Source organism: Gordonia jinghuaiqii (assembly GCF_014041935.1).
Taxonomy (GTDB): Bacteria; Actinomycetota; Actinomycetes; order Mycobacteriales; family Mycobacteriaceae; genus Gordonia; species Gordonia jinghuaiqii.
The window spans coordinates 1,998,430-2,020,298 of the sequence record NZ_CP059491.1 but is presented as its reverse complement, the minus strand read 5'-3'; the positions used below and the strand labels follow the sequence as shown (position 1 = coordinate 2,020,298).

The 21,869-nt window shown below is 69.2% G+C and carries 23 protein-coding genes; 12 read left to right on the top strand and 11 right to left on the bottom strand.

What is annotated here, in order from left to right; all coding sequences use genetic code 11:
• Position 1 precedes the first annotated feature (1 nt).
• A complete protein-coding gene (locus H1R19_RS09025) occupies positions 2-568 on the bottom strand; it encodes a hypothetical protein (RefSeq protein ID WP_219851244.1) in 567 nt (188 codons plus the stop codon).
• A gap of 231 nt (positions 569-799) precedes the next feature.
• Complete coding sequence (sigE, locus tag H1R19_RS09020) at positions 800-1,420, bottom strand: RNA polymerase sigma factor SigE (protein ID WP_188331504.1); 621 nt, start codon at positions 1,418-1,420, stop codon at positions 800-802.
• A gap of 310 nt (positions 1,421-1,730) precedes the next feature.
• Here sigE and H1R19_RS09015 point away from each other — a divergent pair, with 310 nt between their 5' ends.
• Complete coding sequence (locus H1R19_RS09015; RefSeq protein WP_188331505.1) at positions 1,731-2,378, top strand: O-methyltransferase; 648 nt, start codon at positions 1,731-1,733, stop codon at positions 2,376-2,378.
• A 67-nt stretch (positions 2,379-2,445) separates the two neighbouring features.
• On the opposite strand, the gene manB is transcribed toward H1R19_RS09015, so the two are convergent.
• From manB to rfbD, 3 genes are read right to left on the bottom strand one after another with little or no spacing between them, the layout of a single operon-like run.
• Positions 2,446-3,579 carry a mannose-1-phosphate guanylyltransferase gene (gene manB, locus H1R19_RS09010; protein WP_188331506.1) on the bottom strand — a complete coding sequence of 378 codons (1,134 nt, stop codon included), beginning with the start codon at positions 3,577-3,579 and terminating at the stop codon, positions 2,446-2,448.
• Between the two features lie 47 nt (positions 3,580-3,626).
• A complete protein-coding gene (locus tag H1R19_RS09005; protein ID WP_244970924.1) occupies positions 3,627-4,502 on the bottom strand; it encodes a glycosyltransferase family 2 protein in 876 nt (291 codons plus the stop codon).
• Between the two features lie 5 nt (positions 4,503-4,507).
• The gene (gene rfbD, locus H1R19_RS09000) at positions 4,508-5,470 is read right to left on the bottom strand and encodes a dTDP-4-dehydrorhamnose reductase (protein ID WP_188331508.1); all 963 of its coding nucleotides are present in this window, start codon (positions 5,468-5,470) and stop codon (positions 4,508-4,510) included.
• 782 nt (positions 5,471-6,252) lie between these two features.
• On the opposite strand from rfbD, the gene H1R19_RS08995 reads away from it, so the two are divergent.
• The 4 genes from H1R19_RS08995 to H1R19_RS08980 all read left to right on the top strand — a co-directional run bounded on the left by H1R19_RS08995 (position 6,253) and on the right by H1R19_RS08980 (position 10,220).
• A complete protein-coding gene (locus H1R19_RS08995; RefSeq protein ID WP_219851243.1) occupies positions 6,253-8,118 on the top strand; it encodes an LCP family protein in 1,866 nt (621 codons plus the stop codon).
• The gene (locus H1R19_RS08990) at positions 8,106-8,831 is read left to right on the top strand and encodes a TIGR03089 family protein (protein ID WP_188331510.1); all 726 of its coding nucleotides are present in this window, start codon (positions 8,106-8,108) and stop codon (positions 8,829-8,831) included. Before H1R19_RS08995 ends, H1R19_RS08990 begins: the two co-directional genes overlap by 13 nt.
• A gap of 137 nt (positions 8,832-8,968) precedes the next feature.
• On the top strand, positions 8,969-9,343 hold the full coding sequence (locus H1R19_RS08985; protein ID WP_188331511.1) for a nitroreductase family deazaflavin-dependent oxidoreductase: 375 nt from the start codon (positions 8,969-8,971) through the stop codon (positions 9,341-9,343).
• Between the two features lie 46 nt (positions 9,344-9,389).
• Positions 9,390-10,220, top strand: coding sequence for a dienelactone hydrolase family protein (locus tag H1R19_RS08980; protein WP_188331512.1), 831 nt, complete (start codon positions 9,390-9,392; stop codon positions 10,218-10,220).
• 18 nt (positions 10,221-10,238) lie between these two features.
• Here the strand turns inward: H1R19_RS08980 and purE are convergent, their stop codons facing one another.
• Positions 10,239-10,763: a 5-(carboxyamino)imidazole ribonucleotide mutase gene (gene purE, locus H1R19_RS08975; RefSeq protein WP_188331513.1), complete on the bottom strand. Its 525-nt coding sequence runs from the start codon at positions 10,761-10,763 to the stop codon at positions 10,239-10,241.
• Positions 10,760-11,956, bottom strand: a complete 1,197-nt coding sequence (locus H1R19_RS08970; protein WP_188331514.1) for a 5-(carboxyamino)imidazole ribonucleotide synthase — start codon at positions 11,954-11,956, stop codon at positions 10,760-10,762. Before H1R19_RS08970 ends, purE begins: the two co-directional genes overlap by 4 nt.
• Positions 11,957-12,147: 191 nt before the next feature.
• Between H1R19_RS08970 and H1R19_RS08965 the strand changes: the two genes are divergently transcribed.
• A complete protein-coding gene (locus H1R19_RS08965) occupies positions 12,148-12,708 on the top strand; it encodes a GtrA family protein (RefSeq protein WP_188331515.1) in 561 nt (186 codons plus the stop codon).
• Here the strand turns inward: H1R19_RS08965 and H1R19_RS08960 are convergent.
• From H1R19_RS08960 to H1R19_RS08950, 3 genes are read right to left on the bottom strand one after another with little or no spacing between them, the layout of a single operon-like run.
• A complete protein-coding gene (locus H1R19_RS08960; RefSeq protein ID WP_188331516.1) occupies positions 12,680-14,068 on the bottom strand; it encodes an ATP-binding protein in 1,389 nt (462 codons plus the stop codon). The genes H1R19_RS08965 and H1R19_RS08960 overlap by 29 nt on opposite strands.
• Before the next feature lie 6 nt (positions 14,069-14,074).
• Positions 14,075-14,749 carry a response regulator transcription factor gene (locus tag H1R19_RS08955; protein WP_188331517.1) on the bottom strand — a complete coding sequence of 225 codons (675 nt, stop codon included), beginning with the start codon at positions 14,747-14,749 and terminating at the stop codon, positions 14,075-14,077.
• Positions 14,746-15,366 (bottom strand): PH domain-containing protein, encoded by a 621-nt coding sequence (locus tag H1R19_RS08950; protein ID WP_244970922.1) that lies wholly within the window; start codon positions 15,364-15,366, stop codon positions 14,746-14,748. The genes H1R19_RS08955 and H1R19_RS08950 overlap by 4 nt, the downstream gene beginning before the upstream one ends.
• 203 nt (positions 15,367-15,569) lie before the next feature.
• Between H1R19_RS08950 and H1R19_RS08945 the strand changes: the two genes are divergently transcribed.
• Entirely contained in the window at positions 15,570-16,184 is a 615-nt protein-coding gene (locus H1R19_RS08945) for a hypothetical protein (protein ID WP_219851241.1), read from the top strand.
• Between the two features lie 10 nt (positions 16,185-16,194).
• Here the strand turns inward: H1R19_RS08945 and H1R19_RS08940 are convergent, their stop codons facing one another.
• On the bottom strand, positions 16,195-16,986 hold the full coding sequence (locus tag H1R19_RS08940; protein WP_219851240.1) for a biotin--[acetyl-CoA-carboxylase] ligase: 792 nt from the start codon (positions 16,984-16,986) through the stop codon (positions 16,195-16,197).
• Positions 16,987-17,092: 106 nt separating this feature from the next.
• Between H1R19_RS08940 and H1R19_RS08935 the strand changes: the two genes are divergently transcribed.
• From H1R19_RS08935 to H1R19_RS08915, 5 genes are all read left to right on the top strand, one after another.
• Positions 17,093-17,884 (top strand): GntR family transcriptional regulator, encoded by a 792-nt coding sequence (locus H1R19_RS08935; protein ID WP_188331521.1) that lies wholly within the window; start codon positions 17,093-17,095, stop codon positions 17,882-17,884.
• A 190-nt stretch (positions 17,885-18,074) separates the two neighbouring features.
• On the top strand, positions 18,075-19,175 hold the full coding sequence (locus tag H1R19_RS08930) for an LLM class flavin-dependent oxidoreductase (protein WP_219851239.1): 1,101 nt from the start codon (positions 18,075-18,077) through the stop codon (positions 19,173-19,175).
• A gap of 161 nt (positions 19,176-19,336) precedes the next feature.
• Entirely contained in the window at positions 19,337-20,965 is a 1,629-nt protein-coding gene (locus H1R19_RS08925; protein ID WP_188331523.1) for an acyl-CoA carboxylase subunit beta, read from the top strand.
• Positions 20,962-21,207, top strand: coding sequence for an acyl-CoA carboxylase subunit epsilon (locus H1R19_RS08920; protein WP_372632506.1), 246 nt, complete (start codon positions 20,962-20,964; stop codon positions 21,205-21,207). The genes H1R19_RS08925 and H1R19_RS08920 overlap by 4 nt, the downstream gene beginning before the upstream one ends.
• Before the next feature lies 1 nt (position 21,208).
• Entirely contained in the window at positions 21,209-21,868 is a 660-nt protein-coding gene (locus H1R19_RS08915; RefSeq protein ID WP_219851238.1) for a Maf family protein, read from the top strand.
• Position 21,869: the final 1 nt, after the last annotated feature.

Genomic DNA, 21,869 nt, shown 5'->3' with positions numbered 1-21,869 from the left:
TTCACCGGCCCCGACGACGGAAGGTGCGGCCACGTCCCGAATCCCGGTCGAGCGGGTTGCGGGGCGGGCGCATCGCGTCGCGCGCGCCGGGGATGCCATCGGTGGGTGTGTCCGACCCCGGTTCACGAGCGTGCGGGTCACGGGCACCCGGGGTGTCGGCCCCGAGATCGATCTCGCGGGTGGGGATCTGGGAGAGCTGACCGAGCAACGACGCGGGGATGGACACACAACCCGACTCGCGCAGGCGGGTTCGGGCGAGGGTCTGCGCGTCGACCGCGGCCACACACTCCGGGCACAGCGCCAGGTGGTGGGAGGCGCGGGCGTGCGCTGACATGCCGAGTTCACCGTCGACGAATGCGGCCACCGCTTCCGGGGCCAGGTGCTCGGTGGGTGCGAAACCGCGTCCACCGGCGGTTCCCGGTGCGCGATAGCTGCGGTTGGTGAGAAATGACGACGGCGCCGGACTCCACGTGTTCGGATTCCACGAGGACCGTCGGCGACGAAGGTTGGGAGTCGGGGGCTCGATACCGCCGCCCCGGGTCGGACGCCCGCGATCGCCGTCCATCATCGTCGTTCACCCCTCTCCACGACGTGGCCGTCGCACGATGTCATCGCCAGTAGTCGGTCATCGCCAGTAGTTGCGCCTGCCACGTTACCCATCGGCCGCGTGTGCTGCCGCCGCCCGATCCGCGATGCGCACGTCGATTCGTGGCCTTCGGGGATCTCCGGTGGTTGACGACGCAACGACTCAGCTTATCCGAGATCGACAACGAAGAGCGTCGGCGCAGGGTTCCCGACGTCAGGCGTCGGCGCCGATGGCGACCGACCGGACGCTGGTGTGCCCCTGGGCAGCCAGTGCGTCACGGATGCTCTGCCTGCCCCGGTGGATACGGCTGCGCACCGTACCCAACTTGACGCCGAGTGTCGCGGAGATCTCTTCGTAGGACAGTCCTTCGATGTCGCACAGGACGACGGCGGCACGGAAGTCCGGCGCCAGCGACCCGAGCGCGCGCTGCAGATCGGGGTCGAGGTTGGTGGCGTCGAAGATCTGCTGGGGATCCGGGGTGTCGGACGGGACGCGGTCGTACTCCTCGGGAAGGGCCTCCATGCGGATCTTGCTGCGGCGGCGGACCATGTCGAGGAACAGGTTGGTGGTGATGCGGTGCAACCAGCCCTCGAAGGTGCCGGGCCGGTAGTTCGACAGCGACCGGAAGACACGGATGAAGGTCTCCTGGGTGAGGTCCTCGGCGTCGTGCTGATTCCCCGACAGGCGATAGGCCAGGCGGTAGACGCGGTCGGCGTGCTCGCGCACCAGTTCATCCCAGGACGGCATGAGCAGTTCGTCGCCGGTGGCGTCAAAACCTGCGGTGCCCGCCGGAACGGCGGGCACGGCGTCGGTGGAATCGTGGGAATCGGTCATGGTCGGTGGTCGGTTCCTCTCGTGGAAAACACAGCCCGGTGACCCAGAGCACTCACCGAAACGAACAGCTCATTCCGGGTGGGTATTCCCGATCGGCCGGGCATCCACACCGACCTACCGGAAACACTCCCGACCGGACAGCACCAACCCTCTCCTATCGGAGTGTGGCCGCCGTATGAGACGCCTGAGTGTTGCCTGAGGATGCAGTGGCGTTGCGTGGGACGAACGTTTCCCCTTCGGCGCCCCACGGATCCACGCAGGTCGGCGTGCCGGGGCCGCCATCGCGTTGGCCGCGGACTAACCTCGACGCGTGACCGAGTCAACCCCGTCCGGCAGCCCCGACCTGATCGCCTACGCCGAAGCGGCCATCGTGGAGGACGACGCCGTCCTCGCCGCCCGGGCCCGCGCCGAGGAGCTGGGCACCGAGCCAGTCAGTCCCGCAGTGGGTGCGCTGCTGGCACTGCTCGCCCGCACCGCCGATGCCCGTGCCGTCGCCGAGATCGGCACCGGCACCGGTGTCAGTGGTCTGTGGTTGCTCAACGGGATGGCCGCCGACGGCGTCCTGACCACCATCGATCCCGAGCCCGAACACCATCGGGCCGCGCGCGCGTCGTTCGCCGGGGCCGAGATCGCGCCGGGTCGGGCCCGACTCATCAACGGCACCCCCATCGACGTCCTCCCCCGTCTCTCGGACTCGTCCTACGACCTGGTGTTCATCGACGGCCCGCTGCTCGACCTCCCGCGGTTCGTCACCGAGGCCGTCCGCATGCTGCGCCCGGGCGGAGTGGTGATCGTGCACAACGCCACCGCGGACGGCACGGTGGGCGACCCGTCGAGGACCGAACCGCCGACGGCCGCCGCCCGGGAGGCGGCGTTGCTCATCGCCGATGACGAGCGTCTGCTGCCGGTCATGATCCCGCTGGGTCCCGGGGTGCTCGCCGCCGCCAAGGTCCGCTGACGCTCCCGGGGTTGAGCCCGTCGTCTTACCGGTCGACCCGGACGTTCGCCGGTTGACCCCGCCGACCTCAGACGTCGGTGGAGAAGCGGATCCCGTTGTCGGGGATCTCGATGCCCGGCCAGACACGGGCGCCGCGCAGCAGTTCGCAGCGGGCCCCGATGTCGGCGCCGTCTCCGATCACGGTGTCCCGGATGAGGGCGCGGGGTCCGATGCGGGCACCGAACCCGATGATGGAGCGTTCGACCACGGCACCCGCCTCGATCACGGCGCCGTCGAAGACCACTGCGCCGTCGAGTCGCGCGCGGGGTCCGACCTCTGCGCCGCGGCCGACGACGGTGCCGCCGATCAGCAGCGCACCCGGGCCCACACCGGCACCCTCGTGGACCAGCGACTCGCCGCGACGGTCGCCGAGCGCCGGTGACGGGGCGATCCCGCGCACGAGGTCGGCGGACCCACGGACGAAGTCCTCCGGGGTGCCCATGTCGCGCCAGTAGGCGTGGTCGACGTGCCCGTGCACATGTTTGCCCTCGACGAGCAGGCGCGGGAACACCTCGCGTTCCACCGAGACGGGCATGCCCGCCGGGATGGACTCGATGATCTCGCGTTTGAACACGTAGGTGCCGGCGTTGATCTGGTCGGTCGGCGGATCCTGGGTCTTCTCCAGGAAGGCGGTGACCCGGCCGTCGCCGTCGGTCGGCACACAACCGAATGCGCGCGGGTCGCTGACGCGCACCAGGTGGATGGTGACGTCGGCGTCGGCGGCGCGGTGTGCGTTGACGACGTCGCGCACGTCGGTGCCGCCGAGTACGTCGCCGTTGAACACCACGACCGTGTCGGCGGTCAGTCCGTCGAGGACGTTGCGGATACCGCCGCCGGTACCCAGCGGCTCGTCCTCGGTCACGTACCGCATCCGCAAGCCCAGCTTGGAGCCGTCGCCGTAGTACTCGCTGAACACCTCGGCCTTGAAGGACGTGCTCAGGGTGATGTCGCGGATACCGGCGGCGCGGATCCGGGAGAGCAGATGGGTGAGGAAGGGCAGGCCCGCAGTCGGCAGCATCGGCTTGGGCGCCGACAGTGTGAGCGGACGTAACCGGGTGCCCTTGCCACCGACGAGGATGACGGCCTCGACGCCCTCCTGGATGTCGTCCGATCCCCCGACAGACTCTGTCCCCACCGACTCTCGCACGGTGTAGTGATCCACTAGATCGGTCCCTTTCCTCAAATGACTGGTACTCACTTCAGCACTCATCAGGGGTTTCCGCTCGCCGACGCCCGGCGCGCGGCACGGACCGCGAGTCGGGAACGCACGGCCAACCCGACACGCAACGCCACACGCAGTGGCGCGCGCCATATTCCGGGGTTGCGGTCGGCCTGGAACCGGTAGGCGCTGCGGTGGTGCGCGGGCAGCATCTTCTCCGGATGACGGCCGGCGCTGTGTCCCTTGGTGTGGACGACCTCCGCGGAGGGCACGTAGATGTTCTGCCACCCGGCCTTGCCGAGGCGGTCACCGAGGTCGACGTCCTCCATGTACATGAAGTACCGGGCGTCGAATCCGCCGACCGCGTCGAACGCCTCGCGCCGGACCAGCAGGCACGATCCGGACAGCCAACCGACGGGCCGTTCCGACGGCGCCTGGTCGTCGGCGCGGTATGCGGCGGTCCACGGGTTGGACTTCCACACCGTGCCGAGGATGGCGTGGCCGGTGCCCGAGATCAGGTCGGGAACCCGCCGCGCGGACGGATAGACCGAGCCGTCGGGTTCACGGATCAGCGGGCCGAGGGAGCCCGCTCGCGGCCAGCGCTGCGCGGCGGCCAGCAACTCCTCGATCGCGCCCGGCTTCCACTCCACGTCGGGGTTGGAGATGAGAACGAATTCGACGTCGGGATCCACTTCGGCGACACCGCGATTCATCGCACCGCCGTAGCCGATGTTGCCGCCCGTGCGGACGAGCGTCACGGCGTCGTACTGCTGTTCGGCCAGTTCCGGCGCGCCGTCCTCCGACCCGTTGTCGGCGATGATGACCTGCGGCATGACGTCGGTGACCTCGGCGAGGCTCCGCAGGAAGGTCGCGAGGTGCTCACCGGAGAAATACGTCACCGTCACGACGGCTGGCTGAACAGACACGCCGCTCAGGGTAACGAACCGTCCTGGGCGTCCGACGCGGCGATCGCCGCATGCAGCGCGGGGCGCCATCCGCGCAACGGGGTGAGGCCCGCGGCCGCCCAGGATCGTCCGGACAACACCGAGTACGCCGGTCGGGGCGCCGGGCGCGGGAACTGCGCCGTCGTGGTGGGCAGGACTCGCCCGGGGTCGGCACCGACCTCCTCGAAGACCCCGCGCGCGACGTCGAACCAGGTGGCGCTGCCCGCGTTGGTTGCGTGCAGGACCGCGCCGGTCACCTCGGGCCGCGGACCCGCGCCGATCAGTTCCCACAGTCCGTCGGCGAGATCGTGGCAGTAGGTGGGTGATCCGAGCTGGTCGTCGACGACCGACACCGTCTCCCGCGACTGCTCGAGGCGCCGCATCGTCCCCACGAAGTCGCGACTGTCGGGACCGCCGGTGTAGACCCAGGCCGTCCGCACGACGGTGGTGCGCGGGTCGGTGGCCAGCGCGACGCGCTCGCCCTCGAGTTTGGTGGCGCCGTAGACGGTCGCCGGTTCACCGCTCACATCGTCGGGTTGGTACCCGGCGTCGTCGCCGGAGGTGTCGGCGTCACGCGAGTCTTCGGGCGTGCCCGGGAACACATAGTCGGTGGAGATGTGGATCAGCCAGGCCCCGGCGGCGGCGGTGTGCGCCGCGAGGACGGCGGGACCGGTGACGTTGACCCGATGCGCACCTTCGGCGTCGGTCTCGGCGCCGTCGACGTCGGTGTAGGCGGCACAGTTGACGACGATGTCGTCGGCGTCGAGGTCGCCGAGTGCGGCGGCCACCGAGGTCGCGTCGGCGATGTCGACGTCGGCCGAGGTCAGCGGGCGCCCGACGAGGGAGTCCGGTGCCTGCTCCGATCTCGCCTGCAGTGCGGTGCCGAGCTGACCGCCGGCGCCGACGATGTACACGGTGGGGGTGTTGGGCGTGACACGCATGGGGTCCATCGTGCCGCAGCACCGTCCGGCCCACGAGTCCATACCGGTCCATACCGGGCGCCACCGCCGCTTCGGCGCCGAAGACACGTGATGATGACGACCCGTGTCCCCGGCGTTGCGTTCTCGAATTCGGGAATCACTTCAGTAGCCTGGCGACAGCGAACATCAACTGACCCGGCTTTCACATCTGCACCGGCATCAACAGGCGTTCCCCCTGGGGCGTGCCTGCGTCGGGGCGACGTGACGACAACCTTGAAAGGGACCGCTCACCAGTGGATTCACCATCCGACGGCGCGCGCGGACGCCCGCACCCACGGCGAGCGGTACCGCCGGGGGCGGACGGCCGGCACCCGGCGCCGGGTGCGCGCCGTGGTCAGGAGCCCGACGCTCGACGGCGTCAGGCGGACCCCGAGCGTGATGGTGGACCCGATCCCCGCGGTCGGCGCCCCTGGGGACCCAACCCCGCACCGGGCGATCCGGGCGCTCCCCCGCCGAGGCGGCGAGCACCGCGACCGGAAGCGGACGAACGCCGTGCCCGTGGTGCCGAGGCCGAACGCCGTGCCCGTGGTGCCGAGGCCGAACGCCGTGGTGACGAGCCGCCGCGCACCCGTCGCCGGGCCTCGCCGGAACCGTCACGACGGGTACCGCCGCCGCACACCGGACGCCGCGACCCGAGCCGCCAGATCCCGGATCGCCGAACCCGTGACTCCCTGAACCCAGACCGCAGGAACCCAGACCGCAGAAACCCGGACCTCCGAGATCCCGACCGCCGTCGTGCGACACCGGAGTCGGTGGAACCCATCCCCGCGCGACCGCGCCGCGGGGGCGAGCCGCGCCCGGTCCGGCGCTCCTCGGGTGAGATCCACACCCGGTCGGTGCCCGAGGACCGTGCCCGCAAGCGTTCGGGCGATCCGGCTCCGCGCCGGTCCAGGCCTGTCGCCGGCGACGCCGGTGAACCCACGACCCCCGCGCCCTCCCCCGGGTCCGCCCCGAAGAAGAAAGCCCCGAAGGCTGCGCAGCCCCCGAACGCCGCGCAGTCCCCGAAGGCACCGCGACCACCGAAGCCCGGCTCACCGAAGGCCGGCTCATCGAAGAACAGCTCATCGAAGACCGGGCGACCGAAGGCCGCTGCGGCCGGGCCGGTGTCCGCCGTCGGTGATGTCACGCCGGAGGTGTCGTCCTCACCCGTCACGCCGCCGCCGGCCACCGGTGCGCGGGGCAGGCTCGGTTGGGCGCAGAACGCCGGGTGGGGTCGTGCGCTCGTCGCCGTCGCGTCGGTGGCGGTCCTGCTGTGCACGGGCTACGCGTGGAACACGATGTCCGACCTCGAGAACCGCATCACCCAGCTCGGCGGACTCGGTCTGGGCGGCGCCGGGGACGGTGCCGTGGACATCCTCCTGGTGGGCACCGACTCGCGTACCGACGCCAAGGGCAAGCCGTTGTCCCCGAAGGAGCTCAAGCTCCTGCGGTCCGGCGAGGAGGTCGCGACCAACACCGACACGATCCTGCTGATCCGCATCCCCGACGACGGATCGTCGGCGACGGCGATCTCGATTCCCCGCGACTCCTACGTCGACGTGCCGGGGATCGGCATGAGCAAGATCAACGCCGCCTACGGCACCACCCGCGAAGGGGTCCGCGCCGCAGCGGTGGAGTCCGGCGAGTCCGAGGAACAGGCGGAGAAGGAAGGCACGCTCGCCGGCCGGAAGGCGTTGGTGGACACCGTCGCACGACTGACCGGTGTCGATGTCGACCACTACGCCGAGGTCGGTCTGTTGGGCTTCGTGTTGCTGACCGACGCGGTCGGCGGCATCGACGTCTGCCTCAACAATCCCGTCCGTGATCCCTACAGCGGTGCGCGGTTCCGGGCCGGATCGCAGACTCTCGACGGCCCCAAGGCCCTCAGCTTCGTCCGCCAGCGTCACGGCCTCCCCCGCGGCGACCTCGACCGCATCACCCGCCAGCAGGCGTTCATGGCGTCGTTGACCCAGAAGATCCTCTCCGCCAACACCCTTGCCGATCCCGGCAAGTTGTCGGAGTTGCAGGATGCGGTGTCGCGTTCGGTGGTCATCGACGACAACTGGGATGTGATCAACTTCGCCGGCCAGCTCAAGGATCTCAGCGGCGGACGGGTGAAATTCGCCACCATCCCGATCGTCACCGAGCAGGGCTGGAGCGAAGACGGCCTGCAGAGCGTCGTCGAGGTGGAACCCCGTGCGGTGCAGGCGTTCACCAATGATCTGCTGGCGCCCAAGAAGTCCGAGGGCGTGCAGCGTGGCGATTACAAGGTGGACGTCGTCAATGCGGGCACCATCGACGGCCTGGCGTCGAATGTGGCGAACATCCTGACCAACAAGGGTTTCCAGATCGACGCCACGTCGAGCGGCAAGGCCGACACCAAGGATTCCATCGTGTACGCCAAGGAGATCGGCGACGCCGCACGACTTCTCGCCAAGGACCTCGGCGGCGCGGAGATCGTCGCCGATCCGGCGCTCGCCGACGACCAGCTCAAGGTGGTCCTCACCAACACCTACTCGGGAGCGGGTTCGATCAGCGACACCGGCGACCAGACCGACAACACCCCGGCCAGCGAACGCGTGGGCAACAAGCGACCGCCGATCACCGCGGGTACCAAGGGGCCGATGTGCGTGAACTGAACAACCCGAACACCGTCACCGACGCGGTCTTCGCCGCGGTGGCCGACCATTCGCGGCCACTGCTCACCTACTACGACGACGGAACCGGTGAACGCACCGAGCTGTCGGGGGCCACGCTCGGCAACTGGGCGGCCAAGACCGGCAACTACCTGATCGACGAGATCGGTGTGACCGGCGGCGACGTCGTCGTCGTGGACCTGCCCGAGCACTGGCAGACGGCGGGCATCCTGCTCGGCGCGCTGTGGGCGGGCGCCGACGTCCATCTCGATGCCGGCGGCGACGCCGACCCCGGTGTCGTCTTCACGACCCGCGAGCGTCTCGACGACCACGCCGACGCCGACGAGGTCGTGGTGGCCTCGCTGGATCCGTTCGCGCTGCCGTTGCGTGACCTGCCGCCCGGTGTCGGCGACTACGGGAGCGTCGTGCGCGTCCACGGCGATCAGTTCGTGTCCCGCGCCCGCGCCGCCGACGCGCTCGCGGGTCAGCCGACGGCGTCGGTGATCTCGGCGGCCCGTGCGGCGGCCGAGCGCGACGGGATCGCGCCGGGCGCACGGGTGGTGTCGACACGTCCCTGGCGGACCGCCGACGGCGTGATCGCACATCTGCTCGCACCACTCATCGTCGGCGGCAGCCTCGTGCACGTCACCGGCGCGACGCCCGAGCGGGTGGCCGCACTCGCCGAGGTGGAGAAGGCCGGCCTCGTCCTCTCCTGAACCCGTCCTCTCGTGAGCCCGTCCTCTCCTGAGTCCGTCCTCTCGTGAGCCCGTCCTCTTGTCGGCGTTGTCGTCGCCCGCTCGTGCAATCCCGGGCATGACCTGCACGATCGGGTTCGATCGGGCACAGTGGGGACATGCGACTGCCCGACGCACTGGCCCGTTTCAACAAGGTCGTCACCAACCCGATCCAGCGAACGTGGGCGCCTCATCTGGCCCCCTTCGCGATCGTCGAACATGTCGGCCGCAAGTCCGGCAAGGCCTATCGGATCCCGGTGTTCGCCTGGGTCGACGGTGACCGGCTCACCATCATCCTCACCTATGGCCGGAACACCGACTGGGTCCGTAACGTGCAGGCCGCAGGCCACTTCGGGCTGATCCGCAAGAACCAGCACTACCGCGTGACCGGTCCCCGCGTCGTACCGTCGGACTCCCCCGACCTGGCGCCCGGTGCCAAGATCCCGGCGCGGCTGTTCGAATCCGCACTGCTCGGCACGCTCCGCAAGGACTAGTCGCCGCCCACACGACACCGACGATCTCACCCCGAAGGACCACACCATGGCCGACGATCCGCTCGACGACTTCACCGCCGAGGACGTGACCCTGTGCGGTCGGACGCGGCGCGTCCACCGCACGGGCACCGGCCCCGCCGTCATCGTCATCGCCGAGATGCCCGGCATCAGCCCGAAGGTCGCCGACGTGGCGCGGCGCGTCGCGAGTATCGGGGCCACCGCGGTGATGCCGTCGCTGTTCGGTGTCGACGGCCGGGATCCGCGGCCGGACAATCTCGGGAACCTGGGCGCGGTCACCAACATGCTCGGAACCATCGCCAAGACCTGCATCACCCGCGAGTTCACCATTCTCGCAACGGGAAAGACCTCGCCGGTCGCATCGTGGCTGCGCGCCCTGGCGGCGCACGAACACGACCGATGCGGCGGCCCGGGGGTGGGTGCGGTGGGCATGTGCTTCACCGGCGGGTTCGCTCTGGCGATGGCCACCGACGAGCGGATGCTGGCGCCGGTGCTGTCGCAGCCGTCACTGCCCTTCGCCGTGCTGCCCGGCCGCGCACGTTCCATCGACGTCAGCAAGCCCGACCTCGCTCTGGTCCAGGCGCGCTGCGCCCGCGGCCTGCAGGTGATGGGCCTGCGTTTCCAGGGCGATCGGCTGGCCCCTGCCTCCCGATTCGCCTATCTCGCCGACCTTCTCGGCGACGCGTTCATCGGGATCGAGCTCCCCGACGACACGGCCAATCCGGATTCGATGTTCCCGCAGCCGCATTCGGTGCTGACCGAGGACCTTCGCGACGAGCCCGGCCAGCCCACCCGCGAGGCCTACGATCAGGTACTCGCGTTCTTCGCCGAGAAACTCGGGCTGGCACCGGTCGTCTGAATCACCGGCGGGGGCGGGTTATTCGCCGAGCAGTTCCTGCTGGAGCGCCGAATCCTTGTCCAGGACCATCTGTTCGAGCCCCTTCTGGAACTCGACCATGCGCGCCCGCAGTGCCGGGTCCGACGATGCGAGGATGCGTACGGCGAGCAGTCCCGCGTTGCGGGCACCGCCGACCGACACGGTCGCGACGGGCACGCCCGCGGGCATCTGCACGATCGACAGCAGCGAATCGAGACCGTCGAGGTGCCGCAGCGGTACCGGCACACCGATGACAGGCAGCGGCGTCGCAGAAGCCACCATGCCCGGAAGATGTGCTGCGCCACCGGCTCCCGCGATGATCACCTCGATACCGTGGCCGGCAGCCCCGGACGCGTAGTCGAGCATTCGCTGTGGGGTGCGGTGTGCCGAGACGACGCCCACCTGGAACGGGACGTCGAACTCGGCGAGCGCCTCGGCGGCCGCCTTCATCGTCGGCCAGTCGGAATCGCTGCCCATGATCAGGCCGACACGCGGCCCCTTGATCTCGGTGCCGGTCTCACTCATGAGTGTTCGTCCCATCCGTCGGTCCAGTTCGCCTGCGACATCCACTGCGCGGCCCGTTCGGCACGCTCGCGCACCGTCTCGACCGAATCACCTTCGCGGCCGACGACATTGACGTGCCCGATCTTGCGGTCACGACGTTCGCCCTTGCCGTACAGATGCACCTTGGCGTCGGGCATGCGCGCCATCAGATGATGCAGCCGTTCGTCCATCGACATCTCCGGGGCATCCGGAGCGCCAAGGATGTTGGCCATCACCGTCAGCGGTGCAGTCGGCGCGGTGCTGCCGAGGGGGTAGTCGAGGACTGCGCGCAGGTGTTGCTCGAACTGGGAGGTGACGGCGCCGTTCATCGTCCAGTGCCCGCTGTTGTGCGGGCGCATCGCGAGTTCGTTGACGACAAGCTCGCCGTCGACGGTCTCGAAGAGTTCCATCGCCATCACACCGACGACGCCCAGCTCGTCGGCCAGTCGCAACGCCATCTGCTGGGCACGCTCGGCCACCTCGGCGTCGAGGCCGGGCGCCGGCGCCAGGACCACGGCGCACTGGCCGTTGCGCTGGACGGTCTCGACCACGGGCCACGCAGCGCCCTGGCCGAACGGTGACCGCGCCACCATCGCCGAGAGTTCACGACGCATCGGCACCTTCTGCTCGGCGAGCAGCGCCGGGGCGTCGACGGGGTAGGCGTCGAAGACGGTCAGGGCCTCGTCGGCGCCGTCGACCAGCCACACACCGCGTCCGTCGTAGCCGCCGCGCACCGCCTTGATGACGATGTGCCAGTCGTTGGCCTCACCGAACGCGACGAGACGCTCGCGGGCCGCGCCACGATCACCGGCGAGGTCGGCGAAGTCGGGCACCGGCAGACCCAGCTCGCCCAGCCGCGTCCGCATCGCGAACTTGTCCTGCGCGAAACGCAGGGCCCGGGAAGGCGGGAGCACCGCCACACCCTCCGCCTCGAGCGCCTGGAGATGGTGCAGTGGCACGCCTTCGTGGTCGAAGGTCAGTGCGGCCGAACCCGCCGCCGCGCGACGCAGATCGTCGAGGTCGTCGTGGGAACCCAGGACGATGTCGGCGCTGACCTGCGCGGCCGGGTCCGACTCCGACGCCGCCAGTACCCGCAGACCCTGTCCGAGTGCGATCGCGGCCTGGTGCGTCATCCGCGCCAGCTGACCGCCGCCGATCATGGTGACGGTCGGCATACCCGACGACCGACCCGCCCGCCCCGCCTCGGGTACCGGCGGCACTCCGGAACCGGGCTCAGGCGTGGCGGGACCAGCGCCTCCGGCCTGCTCGCTTGGATTCACGCGAACCATCGTGGCATGCCCCCGGCGTCATCCGCACAACCGCCCGGGAAGTGACTCCGGCGCTGTGTTTCGTACACTCGGATCTTGTGCCGATGATCGACGAGCTGATCGCTCGCCTCCCAGCGCCGATGACCCGGCTCGTGATGCGGCACCACGAACTGATCAAGTTCGCGATGGTGGGCGGCACCACGTTCATCTTCGACCTCGCGATTTTCTACAGTCTGAGCCTCACCGTCCTCGAGCCGAAGCCGGTGATCGCCAAGATCATCGCCGGCGTGCTGGCCACGATCCTGAGTTACATCCTCAACCGGGAGTGGGCCTTCAAGAACCGGGGCGGCCGGGAACGCCATCACGAGGCGCTGTTGTTCTTCCTCATCAGCGGGTTCGGCGTCATCCTGCAGGCCGCGCCGCTGTTCGTGGGCAACAACATCTTCGACATGCGGTCCAACCTGACGGTGTCCGAGGTCGTCGTCGTCGACTTCGTCCTCGGCTACGTCATCGGAAACCTGATGCAGATGGCCTTCCGGTTCTGGGCGCTGCGCAAGTTCGCGTTCCCCGAGCAACAGCTCCGCGGGGGCGACGCCGGGTCCACCGACCTGCATCCCTCGCTCGCCGAGCTCAACGATGAGGAACTCGGTCACGCCTGATCTCGGGGTTCGGGCCGGTGTCGTCGTCGGCCCCGGGTTCCAGTGAACCGGGATCGCTCCCCGCGAAGCTCCCACCACCGCTGACCAGGCGTGCCGGCACCACGATCGCGAACACCGGGGGCCTGCGGTGCGTGAGCTCCAGACGGCCGCCGTCGGACTCGATGAGCGCCCGCGCCAGCGACAACCCGACTCCGCTCCGGCCGGTGCCGGACCGCAGGCTCGCCGAGAATCCCCGTCGGAAGATGTGTGCCGCGATCTCGTCGGCGACCCCGTCACCCTCGTCGGAGACCGTGATGCGCACCAGGTCGCCGGCCGGCAGGGTGCCGACCTGGATCCGGCAGGTCCCCCGGCCGTGGTGCAGCGCGTTGTCGACGAGCACGCTGACCGCTTCCCGCAGCCGGCCCGGCTTCGAGGTGAGGGCATGCGGCGCACCGTCGAAGGACACGCTCAGCTCCCGCCCCTGCGCCTCGAAGGCGTGCCGGAAGTCGCCGACCAGAGTGGTCAGCATCTCGGTGACGTCGATGAACTCCGGGGAGGCCTCGTCGGCGCGCGCTGCCGCGACCAGCTCGTCGAGTTCGGTCGAGAGGCGCTCGACCTGGTCGAGCGCGGCCTCGGCTTCGGTGACCACCGCCGGGTCGTCGTGCAGGGTCAGCTCCTCGAGGCGCAACTGTATGGCGGTGAGTCGGCTGCGCAGTTGATGCGACGCGTCGCCGGCCACCTCCCGTTCGCGTTCGAGTCGCAAAGCGAGCTCGGTGTTGGCATCGGCGAGCGCTCGCGAGACCCGGTCGAGTTCGGTGATGCCGTACATCTTCCACTTGGTACGGAAGTCGCCCCTGCCCATCGTCGCGGCACGGTCGGCGAGGTCGGTGAGGGGATCGACGATGCGGCCCGCGGACACCGTCGCCACCACCGCCCCACCGATGATCGACGCCATGACGACGCTGGCGACGATGGCGGCGGCGGTCGCCTGGTCGTTTCGGACCCCTTCCCGCGGTATCGACAGGGTCAGGGTGCCCGCTCCGCCCAGCGCGATGGATTCCGAGACCCTGGGACCGCCGATCTCGGCCCCGACCACCGTGCGGTGCTCGAAGCCGGTGAGGTCGGGGTAGGTCACGGTGAGACGTCCGTCCGGGGGCAGCAGCAGCTCGAACGCAGCGCGGTCGAGGGCCTCGGGCGGTATACGTCCGTCAGCACCTTCCTGACGGATGAGTTGATCGGCGATCACCTTCAGCCGGTTGTCGAGGTCTTGATGCGCGTTGTCGGCGACCCACCACCAGGCGATGACACTGAGCGGGATGCCGAGCAGGGCCCCGACCGCCAGCAGAACGGTGATCATCGTGAGGAGCAGGCGTTGACGCATGGCTGCCTACGGGTCGAACCGGAAACCGACGCCGCGCACCGTCACGATGTGGCGCGCGCGGTCGTGACGGTCGTCGCCGATCTTGCGGCGCAACCAGGAGATGTGCATGTCGAGGGTCTTCGAGGACCGCAGGTCGGCCGATCCCCACACCTCGGTGAGGATCTCCTCGCGCGAGACGACCTCACCGGCCCGCTCCATCAAGAACCTCAGGAGGTCGAACTCCCGGTTCGCCAGGGTGAGATCACGGCCGCTGACGAGCACCCGGCGGGCCCGGGCGTCGAGACGCAGCGAACCGCCTTCGAGGACGACGTCGCCGGGCTGGCGACGGCGCAGCAGCGCGCGCACCCGCGCCAGGAGTTCGGCGAGACGGAACGGTTTGCCGACGTAGTCATCGGCTCCCGCGTCCAGTCCGACGACGAAGTCGACCTCGTCGGTGCGCGCCGTCAGCATCAGCACCGCCAGCGCCGGACGCTGGGCACGCACCCGCCGGCACACCTCCAGACCGTCGAGCACCGGCAGTCCCAGGTCCAGGATCAGCAGCTCGTAGCGGGTGTCGAGCGCTTTCTCGAGCGCCTCGGCGCCCGTCGTCACGACCTCGCACCCGTAGCCCTCACGCGACAGTGCCCGCGCCAGCGGTTCGGCGATCGCGGCGTCGTCTTCGGCAAGCAGGACCCTGGTCATCGCTCACGCGCCCCGCGCACCTCGTGACGGTCGCCATCACGCGCGCCACCTGCGGTTTCCCCGTAACCGTCGCGCGGGTCGCGCTCGCGCGGGTAGGGATCGTGGAGACGGTCCTCGTCGTCGTGGATGTCGAGCACCTCGTGGTACAGCAACGCGTGCACCTTCTCCACCTGGGGGATGTCGTCGAAGGACAGCGGCTCGTCCGATGCCGATTCGATGACCAGCGTGCCGGTGCGCAACATCCGGTCGATGGGGCCGTGCCGGAACTCCACGGTGTTGATCCGGCGGATCGGGATGTCGATTCCCGAGCGGGTCAGAATTCCGTTGCGGAACATCACCCGACGGTCCGTGAGAACGAAATGCGTTGTCTTCCACGACATCAGAGGCCTCACGAAGTACCAGCAGAAGCCCGCCGCCCAGACCACGCCCACGACGACGAGCAACACCGTCCGCGGTGTGGCGTCCACCGAGGACGAGGTGATCACACCGATCAGGACGCCGGCCGCGGCGGTGATGATGCCGAACAACAGGAAGGGACCGAGCAGGCATTTCCAGTGGGGATGCCGGTGGAGGACGACACGCTCCCCTGCTGCCAGATTCTCCCGCGGGTAAGCCATGCGGCTCAGCATAATCGGCACCGGCCCCACCGGGGTCGACCCGCGAAAACGCGCCCGGCCGACATCGCAGGCGAGCCGTGCACGCTGAGTAGACTGCCAAGCACAGGACCGATCGACCGTCGTCCGTGCACTGCGAGCACGTCAGCGCACCGACATCAGATCCGACCACAAGGCTCGATGACCCGGTCGGCGAGGAGAACGCCATGAGCTACCAGGATCCCCGTGACCCGCGGACCGCCCGCTACGAGTCCGGTTACAACCCCGACTCCCGGGCCTACAGCCAGCACAACGACCCCTATCAGGCAGACCCGTACGCAGCAGACCCCTATGCGGCCGACCCGTACGCACAGAACGCGCACGGCGCGTACGAGCAGCCACGCCCGCCCAAGCCCCGCCGCGGCCCCGACATCAATCCGGTCATGTTCGCCGGCGGCGTCGTGATGACCGGCGTGGTCACCGGCCTGGCCGCCTGGCTCGTCGCCTGGATCATCGCCGCGTTCATCGAGAAGGTGAACGAGTCGGGCAAGCTCGGTGTGTGGAACCCGGTCGCGGCCAGCGAGATCTGGTTCGGTGTCGTCGGATTCGTGTGTGCACTGGCTGCCGGCGCCCTCTGGTACGTGCTGCAGCTGATCACGCCGTCGCCGAACCAGTTCTATCGCTGGATCGTGGCACTGCTGCTGGTGGCGGCGGTGCTGATCCCGATCCTCACCTATCAGCAGACCTCGGTGGGCATCGAGACCGCGATCCTGCACCTGGTGATCGGTCTGCCGCCACTGACGATCATCCCCGCCATGGGCATGAAGAGCCTGCAGCACTGAGTCAGGCGCGCTACTCCGCGCGCAGGTGCGTCACGTCGCCGGCCGCGGCGACCACCTGACGCCCGTCGGCGTCGATGATGATCCGGCCCGCAGGATCGAAGCCGGTTGCCGTGCCGACGACCTCGGAGTCGCCGGGCAGGACCAGGCGCACGCGGCGGCCGATGGTGTCGCTGCTCTCCCGGTAACGCGCGGCGAGTCCGTCGAGGTCGTGGGGCCACAGGTCGAGCAGGTCCGACAGCGCCCGGAGATACGACGCCGCGAGGTCGGTCAGCGGCACGTCGCGGCCGGTGGCCACACGGAGCGACGTCGCCGTCGGGACGGGCAGCTGATCCTGGGGGATCGTCGTGTTGAGTCCCGTTCCGATGACGGCGATGCCCCCGGACCTCTTCTGCGTGTGGTCGGTGCGCGTGTACTCCGACAGGATGCCCGCGACCTTCTTGCCGCCGACGAGAACGTCGTTGGGCCACTTGAGCGTCGGCCGCAATCCCATCGCCTCGCCGATGCCCTGCACGGCGGCCAGACCTGCGAGCAGCGACAGCCACCCGAGGTCCTCGGTGTGGTCACCGACGTCGACGGCCGCCGACATCGCGAGTTGGGTGCCCGCCGGCGCCGTCCACGTCCGCGCATGACGCCCCCGCCCGGCGGTCTGGTCGGTGGTGATCCGCACCGTCCCGCCGACCGGCTCGGTGGCGGCACGCTCGACGAGATCGGCATTGGTCGATCCGGTGGCCTCGACCACCTCGATCCGGTGCCACCGGGTGTCGGCGAGTCGGGTCCGCAGCTGATCGGCATCGAGCGTCATGTCTGAAGAACCTACTGGCCACCCGCGCGGCACTCCCGGCAGACCGGCGAAGCGTCGCAAACCAACTGAAACGTTTGCGTAGCAAACAGCTCCTAGGGTCTCCCGCATGGCCACCCCCGCTGAGATCTCCCGCCATCCCCGCATGCACGGCGGGTCGGCGAACGGCCGGCATTCCTCGGTCAGGTGGGTCCGCGACATGCTCGCCGCATCGATCCGGGCGGGTCACCTGCCCGAATCGGCCCAACTCGCCGAAGATGCCCTCGTCAGCGAACTCGGCGCGAGCCGCGGAACCGTCCGCCTCGCACTTCGTTCGCTCGCCGACGAGGGCCTGCTGGTCCGTAGGCCTCGGCTGGGCACGATCGTTCACGCCCGCCACGCGCGGCTCGAGATCGCCGACACCGTCGACAGGTCCTGGCAGGGTCCCGAGATCTCGCTCCAGATCATCGATCAGCGCACCGTGCCCGCGACCGCCTTCCTCCGATCCCGCCTCGAGACCGAGGACCGGTCCGTCCGGCTTCTCGACGTGCTGTTCCGGCGCCGCGGCGAGGTGATCGGGATACGGACCGCATATTTCTCCCGGGACGTCACCTACGACTTCGGCGAGTACACCGGCCCGATCAGCATGGCTTCGTTGTCGGCGTCGCACTTCCGGACCCCGATGACCACGGTGGTGACCGAGGTGACAGCCGCTGCGGCCGACGCACGGACGAGCGTGCTCCTCGGGATCACCGAGAACTCACCGGTGCTGTGCCGCACCCAGGTGTTCGCCGGCGCCGACGGCCATCCGCTGCAGGTGTCCTTCGACCAGTACCGTTCGGACCGCGCCTCGTTCGTGACCGAGCCGCTCGGCCTGGCCTCCGACCCGCCGGTGGTCGCCGACCGAACCGCCACCCGTTAGCCGCACCTGCTCGGCAGGCAGATCCTCGTTCCTCACGAGACAGGATTGCACACCTGAGCAGGTCAACAAGGGTATCGACCGGCGCAAAACACGTTTACCTCGTCGAGACACCCGACGAAACACCGCGTTCCTACCGTCTTCCCAGACCGCTCGAGCGATCTCTTCGACGTCCCGCACCCTGGAGTTGCAGATGAAATACGGCGTCTTCCTGCCCACCGTCAACAACGGCTACATCCTGTCCAAGGCCTCGCCGCAGTACATGCCGAGCTACGAGTTGAACCGCACGATTGCGACAGAGGCCGAGCGCACCGGCTATGAGTTCGTCCTGTCCATGTCGAAGTTCCGCGGGTACGGCTCCGAAGGGACCGGGTTCTGGGATTACGCCCAGGATCCGCTCGCGGTCATCGGCCCCCTGATCGGCGCGACCTCCACGATCAAGGTCTGGGGTTCGGTCGGCGCGCCGTCGGTCCATCCCGCGATGACCGCTCGGATCGCCGCCACCTACGACGACGCCAGCAACGGCCGATTCGGCATCAACATCGTCGCCGGCTGGAATCGCAGCGAATACGCGCAGATGGGCCTGTGGCCGGGCGACGACTACCCCAGCAAGCGCTACGGCTACGTCGACGAGTACGTGCACATTCTGCGATCCCTGTGGGAGACAGGACGATTGACCTATCACAGCGAACACTTCGCGCTCGACGACTGTCTGGTGCAACCGACGCCTCGCCACGGGGTGACGGTGATCATCCCTGGCCAGTCACCGCGTTCCATCGAGGCCGCCGCCAATCGCGCCGATGTGAACTTCGTGCTCGGCGACTTCGATCAGGTCGCGAAGGCCCGCACCGACCTGGTCACCGTGGCATCGAGGGCGGGCCGGACCGTCGGCACCGCCGCCCTCTACGGGATCATCACCGCGCCCACCGACGCCGAGGCGGTCGCGATGGTGCAGTCGTTCGCCAACGACACCGACGTCGAAGCAGCCGAAGGGCTGCGGAGTGCCGCGGCCGGCGATCCGACCGGGATGTCGGCGAAGATCCAGACCCAGGAGCGCAACCAGACACTCGACGTCGCGTTCGACCACCCGACGCGGGCCGCGGTCGTCACCGGTTCCTGCCTGTTCCATCCGCATCTCGTGGGCTCCTACGACCGGGTCGCGGCGTACCTGCACGATCTCGAGCGCGAGGCCGACGTCGACCGCAGCGTGTTGTCCTTCCCCGACTACACCACCGGCGTCGCCGACTTCATGGAGACCGTCGCACCGCGGGTCCGGGCCCTGGCGGCGGTGTAGCGACCGGGACAGGCGCCGCCGGAGGGGGTGGATTCAGGTGCCGACGGGCCCTGGCGATCGTCCTCCGGCGCCGCCACCGACCGATCGCTCGGAAACCTGAGGCATATCTCACGTTGATCCGGTTGACGTGGCTCACACCCGGGTAGTTAGCATCGACAGTCATGACCACTGCTTCACGCGACGAGGCCGACGCCCCCGACATCCACACCACGGCGGGAAAGCTCGCCGATCTGCGTAATCGTCTCGAGGAGACGAAGCATCCGGTGGGCGAGGCCGCCGTCGAGAAGACCCACGCCAAGGGCAAGCTGACCGCCCGTGAGCGGATCACGCATCTGCTCGACGACGGTTCGTTCGTCGAACTCGACGCACTGGCCCGCCACCGCAGCACCAACTTCGGCCTCGCCGAGCGTCGCCCCCTCGGCGACGGCGTCGTCTCCGGCTACGGCACCATCGACGGCCGTGAGGTCTGCGTGTTCTCGCAGGACTCCACCGTCTTCGGCGGCAGCCTCGGTGAGGTCTACGGCGAGAAAATCGTCAAGGTCATGGACCTCGCGATCAAGACCGGTCGTCCCCTCATCGGCATCAACGACGGTGCAGGCGCCCGCATCCAGGAAGGCGTCGTCTCGCTCGGCCTGTACGGCGAGATCTTCCACCGCAACGTCCGCGCCTCCGGCGTGATCCCGCAGATCTCGCTGATCATGGGTGCCGCAGCAGGCGGTCACGTGTACTCCCCCGCGCTCACCGACTTCGTGGTCATGGTCGATCAGACCAGCCAGATGTTCATCACCGGCCCGGATGTCATCAAGACCGTCACCGGTGAGGAGGTCACGATGGAGGAGCTGGGCGGTGCACACACGCACATGTCCAAATCCGGTACCGCCCACTACGTCGCCTCCGACGAAGAGGACGCCCTCGAGTACGTCAAGGAACTCCTGAGCTACCTGCCCAGCAACAACCGCGCCGACGCCCCGCGTCTGCCGGTCGCGCAGCCGGCCGCCGGTTCCATCGAGGACACCCTCACCGACGAGGACCTCGAACTCGACACCCTCATCCCGGATTCGCCGAACCAGCCCTACGACATGCACGAGGTCATCCGTCGCATTCTCGACGACGACGAGTTCCTCGAGGTGCAGGCCGGGTACGCGACGAACATCCTCGTGGGCTTCGGCCGCGTCGACGGTCGCAGCGTCGGCATCGTCGCCAACCAGCCGACCCAGTTCGCCGGCTGCCTCGACATCGACGCCTCGGAGAAGGCCGCCCGGTTCGTCCGCACCTGCGACGCCTTCAACGTCCCGATCGTGACCCTCGTCGACGTCCCCGGCTTCCTGCCGGGCACCGATCAGGAGTACCGGGGCATCATCCGTCGCGGCGCCAAGCTGCTCTACGCCTACGGCGAGGCCACGGTCGGCAAGATCACCGTCATCACCCGCAAGGCCTACGGCGGCGCCTACGACGTCATGGGCTCCAAGCACATGGGTGCCGACGTGAACCTCGCGTGGCCCACCGCCCAGATCGCCGTCATGGGCGCCTCCGGCGCGGTCGGCTTCGTCTACCGCAGCCAGCTCAAGGACGCCGCGGCCAAGGGTGAGGACGTCGACGCCCTGCGCCTCGAGCTCCAGGCGGAGTACGAGGACACCCTCGTCAACCCGTACGTCGCGGCCGCGCGCGGCTACGTCGACGCGGTCATCCCGCCGAGTCACACCCGCGGCCAGATCGCGACCGCGCTGAAGCTCCTCGAGCGCAAGGTGGTCAACATGCCGCCGAAGAAGCACGGGAACATCCCGCTGTGACCGAGAGCGAGAACAACACCGTGAGCGAGACTGCCGACAAGGCGGGCGAGCGCCCGTTCCTCAAGGTCGTGAACGGCAACCCCACCGATGAGGACATCGCCGTGCTGGTGACCGTCCTGGCCGGTTCGGGTGCCGGTGACGGCGATCCGACACCGCAGACCCGCAACGAGTGGGGTCGTCCCGTCGATCGGCTCCGCCCGCAGTGGGGAGCCCCGTCGAGCTTCACCAACCTGCGCCACTGACGTGCCGGAAACGACCGACCCGGTCTTCGTACTCGGGTCTGCCTCTCCTGCCCGTCTCCGGGTGTTGCGCACCGCCGGCGTCGAGCCGGTGGTGCGTGTCTCGGACGTGGACGAGGACGCGCTTCTCGCGCAGCTGCCCCCGTCCACACCCGCCGACGTCGTCGTGGCCGCACTCGCACGTGCCAAGGCCGAGGCGGTCGCCGCGTTACCGGAGATCGCCGAACTCGCCACCGGCGGACGCGTCGTCGCGGTGATCGGGTGCGATTCGATGCTCCATCTCGGCGGTCGGCTTCTGGGTAAACCCCACACGCCCGACCGCGCACTCGCCCAGTGGTCGGAGATGCGCGGTGCCAGCGCCGACCTGCTGACCGGGCATCACCTCATCAGGCTGGGCGGCGGCCCGGGGGCACCCGCGGGCGAGGCCACCGGAACCAGTTCGACGACCATCCATTTCGCCGACGCCGACGATGCGGTGGTCGAGCGGTACGTCGCCAGCGGCGAACCCCTCCAGGTGGCGGGTGCGTTCACCCTCGACGGTCTCGGCGGATGGCTGGTCGAGCGCATCGAAGGTGACCCCTCGTCGGTCATCGGCATCGGCCTACCCCTGGTCCGCACACTCCTGCACGACGTGGGACTCTCGGTCACCGACTTCTGGGCCTGAG

What these genes read in the sequence shown, in the direction of transcription:
- H1R19_RS09025 (WP_219851244.1), bottom strand. Translation starts at nt 568, where the DNA reads ATGATGGACGGCGATCGCGGGCGTCCGACCCGGGGCGGCGGTATCGAG.
- sigE (WP_188331504.1), bottom strand. Translation starts at nt 1,420, where the DNA reads ATGACCGATTCCCACGATTCCACCGACGCCGTGCCCGCCGTTCCGGCG.
- rfbD (WP_188331508.1), bottom strand. Translation starts at nt 5,470, where the DNA reads ATGGACCCCATGCGTGTCACGCCCAACACCCCCACCGTGTACATCGTC.
- H1R19_RS08985 (WP_188331511.1), top strand. Translation starts at nt 8,969, where the DNA reads ATGCGACTGCCCGACGCACTGGCCCGTTTCAACAAGGTCGTCACCAAC.
- H1R19_RS08980 (WP_188331512.1), top strand. Translation starts at nt 9,390, where the DNA reads ATGGCCGACGATCCGCTCGACGACTTCACCGCCGAGGACGTGACCCTG.
- purE (WP_188331513.1), bottom strand. Translation starts at nt 10,763, where the DNA reads ATGAGTGAGACCGGCACCGAGATCAAGGGGCCGCGTGTCGGCCTGATC.
- H1R19_RS08970 (WP_188331514.1), bottom strand. Translation starts at nt 11,956, where the DNA reads ATGCCGACCGTCACCATGATCGGCGGCGGTCAGCTGGCGCGGATGACG.
- H1R19_RS08960 (WP_188331516.1), bottom strand. Translation starts at nt 14,068, where the DNA reads ATGCGTCAACGCCTGCTCCTCACGATGATCACCGTTCTGCTGGCGGTC.
- H1R19_RS08955 (WP_188331517.1), bottom strand. Translation starts at nt 14,749, where the DNA reads ATGACCAGGGTCCTGCTTGCCGAAGACGACGCCGCGATCGCCGAACCG.
- H1R19_RS08950 (WP_244970922.1), bottom strand. Translation starts at nt 15,366, where the DNA reads ATGGCTTACCCGCGGGAGAATCTGGCAGCAGGGGAGCGTGTCGTCCTC.
- H1R19_RS08945 (WP_219851241.1), top strand. Translation starts at nt 15,570, where the DNA reads ATGAGCTACCAGGATCCCCGTGACCCGCGGACCGCCCGCTACGAGTCC.
- H1R19_RS08940 (WP_219851240.1), bottom strand. Translation starts at nt 16,986, where the DNA reads ATGACGCTCGATGCCGATCAGCTGCGGACCCGACTCGCCGACACCCGG.
- H1R19_RS08935 (WP_188331521.1), top strand. Translation starts at nt 17,093, where the DNA reads ATGGCCACCCCCGCTGAGATCTCCCGCCATCCCCGCATGCACGGCGGG.
- H1R19_RS08930 (WP_219851239.1), top strand. Translation starts at nt 18,075, where the DNA reads ATGAAATACGGCGTCTTCCTGCCCACCGTCAACAACGGCTACATCCTG.
- H1R19_RS08925 (WP_188331523.1), top strand. Translation starts at nt 19,337, where the DNA reads ATGACCACTGCTTCACGCGACGAGGCCGACGCCCCCGACATCCACACC.